Source organism: Saccharomonospora iraqiensis subsp. iraqiensis, assembly GCF_000430445.1.
Taxonomy (GTDB): domain Bacteria; phylum Actinomycetota; class Actinomycetes; order Mycobacteriales; family Pseudonocardiaceae; genus Saccharomonospora; species Saccharomonospora iraqiensis.
The window spans coordinates 2,811-5,546 of the sequence record NZ_KE387054.1 but is presented as its reverse complement, the minus strand read 5'-3'; the positions used below and the strand labels follow the sequence as shown (position 1 = coordinate 5,546).

2 protein-coding genes are annotated in these 2,736 nt (G+C 75.1%); both read right to left on the bottom strand.

All coding sequences use genetic code 11. The features are described from left to right. Positions 1 to 32: 32 nt before the first annotated feature. Complete coding sequence (locus tag ACTIR_RS0103935; RefSeq protein WP_026453292.1) at positions 33 to 1,676, bottom strand: ABC transporter permease; 1,644 nt, start codon at positions 1,674 to 1,676, stop codon at positions 33 to 35. Further along, positions 1,673 to 2,632, bottom strand: a complete 960-nt coding sequence (locus ACTIR_RS0103930) for an ABC transporter ATP-binding protein (RefSeq protein WP_026453291.1) — start codon at positions 2,630 to 2,632, stop codon at positions 1,673 to 1,675. Before ACTIR_RS0103930 ends, ACTIR_RS0103935 begins: the two co-directional genes overlap by 4 nt. Positions 2,633 to 2,736: the final 104 nt, after the last annotated feature.

Genomic DNA, 2,736 nt, shown 5'->3' with positions numbered 1-2,736 from the left:
TGAACCGGCCACCGGGCCGACCCGGCCGCCGCTCACCCCACGTCGCGGCGGCGGAACCCCCACACCCCCGCCGTGAGCAGTGCCGCGGCCACGACGGTGAGCCACACGAGCGGCGTCGCCGTGAACGCCGCACCGGGCAGCCGGGGGACGTGGTCGAACGGCGAGAGGTTCAGCACCGCCTGCCCGAGGTTCAGCACCGGGCCGAACAGGCTGATCAACACGAACACCGCCGCCACGCCCCACGCGCCCGGGGCCGCCCGCGGCACGAGCCCGAACAGGGCGACCGCGGTCCCGGCCACCACCCACACCGCCGGGATCTGTGCGAGGCACCCCACGAACACGTCGCCGAACCCACCGCCCACGTCCCCGGTCCGTGACCCGTGGACCGCGCCCATGACCGCCCCGGCCGTGCCGACGAGGGCGGCGCTGCCGCCGAGCACGAACACCAGATGCCCGGTGATCCAGCGGACCCGGCTCACCCCGGTGGCCAGCAATGGCTCCAGCCGGACGGCGGACTCCTCCGCCCGCATCCGCAGAGCGGCCTGCACCGCGAACAGCGCCGCCACCATCCCCGCGAAGTTGGCCATCGTGGCGAGGAAGGCGTCCACCACCCCCTCGGAGCCGCCCATGCGGGCCAGCGTCGCGCGCATCTCGGCGCTGTCGCCCACGATGTCGCCCACGTCCGAGGCGAGGGCGCCGAACAGCGCGCCGAACACCGCGAAGCCCACCACCCAGCCGAGCAGCATCCCCCGGTGCAGCCGGGAGGCGAGCGCGAACGGTGTCCGCAGGCGCGGGGGCGCGGTCGCCGGGCCGAGCGAGGCGGGCAGCAGGCCGAGGCCGAGGTCGCGGCGTGGCCGGAGCACGAACGCCGTGACGACGAGCGCGACGGCCACCACCGCCGGAACCAGCAGGACCCACCACCGGTTCCCCGCGAACGGCTGAATCCGGGTGGACCACCCGATCGGCGAGAGCCAGGACACCCACGTGAACCCGTCCGCCGAGTCCCCGATGCCGCGCAGCGCGAACATGACGCCCAGCGCCCCGCCGGCGAGACCGTTGGCCGTGCGGGCGTACTCGGCCAGTTGGGCGGTGACCGCCGCCACGCCGGTGAACACCCACGCCACCGAGGTGAGACCCAGCCCGAACGCCAGCGATCCGGGCACCGCCGTGCCGGAGACCGTCAGCGCGCCCGCGGTCACCAGGCCGGTGAGCAGTCCGAACCCGGCGGAGAGCAGGAGCGCGGCGGTCAGCGGTGCCGCCCGCCCGACCACCGTGGACGCCAGCAGCTCCTGCCTCCCGGTCTCCTCCTCCTGCCGGGTGTGCCGGGTCAGCGTGAACACGCACACCAGTGCCAGGAACACCGGCAGCAGGGTGCCGAAGCGCCACGCGGTGAACCCGCCGGCCGTGGACAGGTCGTGGGCGGGGCCGTAGAGCAGGGTGATCGACGGGTTGCCGCCCAGGCTCCGGGTCAGGGCCGCACGCTGCGTCGGGTCGGGGTAGAGCCGGGCGTACTCGCCGACCGTGATCGCCGGGATCGACGCGAGCACCAGCAGCCACACCGGCAGCACCACGCGGTCACGGCGCAGCGCGAGGCGCAGCAGCCGTCCGGTTCCGGTGAGACGGCCCGGGCCGGCTTTCCCGACGGTCCGTGTGTCCGTGGTCGCCGCGGCCGTCACCGGGACCGCTCCGGCCCCGCGCGGTCGGCCCCGGTCACCCCGTCGGCACCCCCGTCCTCGGCCCCGTCCGCGGCGTCGTCGGTGTAGTGCCGCAGGAACAGCTCCTCCAACGTCGGTGGGCGGCTGGTCAGGCTGCGCACCCCGACGTCGGTGAGCGAGCGCAGCGCCGCGTCGAGCGCGTGCGACTCGACGTCGAACTCGACGTGGTGGCCGTCCACCCGCAGGTCGTGGACGTCGGCCAGCCCGGTGAGCCCGTCCGGTGCGCCCGCGAGCTCGGCGGAGACGGACGTCCGGGTGAGGTGCCGCAGCTCGCCCAGGGTGCCCGCCTCGACCGTGTGACCCGCACGGATGATGCTCACCCGGTCGCACAGCGCCTCGACCTCGGCCAGGATGTGACTGGACAACAGGACCGTGCGGCCCCGGCCGCGTTCCTCGCGCAGGATCTCCCGGAAGGTGGCCTCCATCAGCGGGTCGAGCCCCGCCGTCGGCTCGTCCAGGATCAGCAGTTCGGCGTCCGAGGCCAGCGCCGCCACCAGCGCCACCTTCTGCCGGTTGCCCTTCGAGTAGGCGCGGCCCTTCTTGTGCGGGTCGAGGTCGAACCGGTCGATCAGTTCCGCACGGCGGCCGGGGTCCAGCCCGCCCCGCAGCCGCCCCAGCAGATCGATCACCTCGCCACCGCTGAGCGTCGGCCAGAGGGAGACGTCGCCCGGAACGTAGGCGAGCCGCCGGTGCAGCCGGGTGGCGTCGCGCCACGGGTCGCCGCCGAGCAGCCGGACCGAACCCGCGTCGGCGCGCAGCAGGCCCAGCAGGATCCGGACCGTGGTGGACTTGCCCGACCCGTTGGGGCCGAGGAAGCCGTGGATCTCCCCGGGGGCGACGGAGAGGTCGAGGCCGTCGAGCGCCACGGTCGCCCCGAACGTCTTGCGCAGACCGGAGATCGCGATGGCGGGGTCCATGTGCCCCAAGTTACAGCGACCGGCCGGGGCCGTCGCAGTCCGTGGCCCGGGGCGTGCGTGTCGCGGCGGCGTGGCCGGGGCCGTGCCCCGGACACCCCCGCCGT

Excerpts from the sequence above, each read along its gene's own strand:
- ACTIR_RS0103930 (WP_026453291.1), bottom strand. The coding sequence starts at position 2,632 with ATGGACCCCGCCATCGCGATCTCCGGTCTGCGCAAGACGTTCGGGGCG.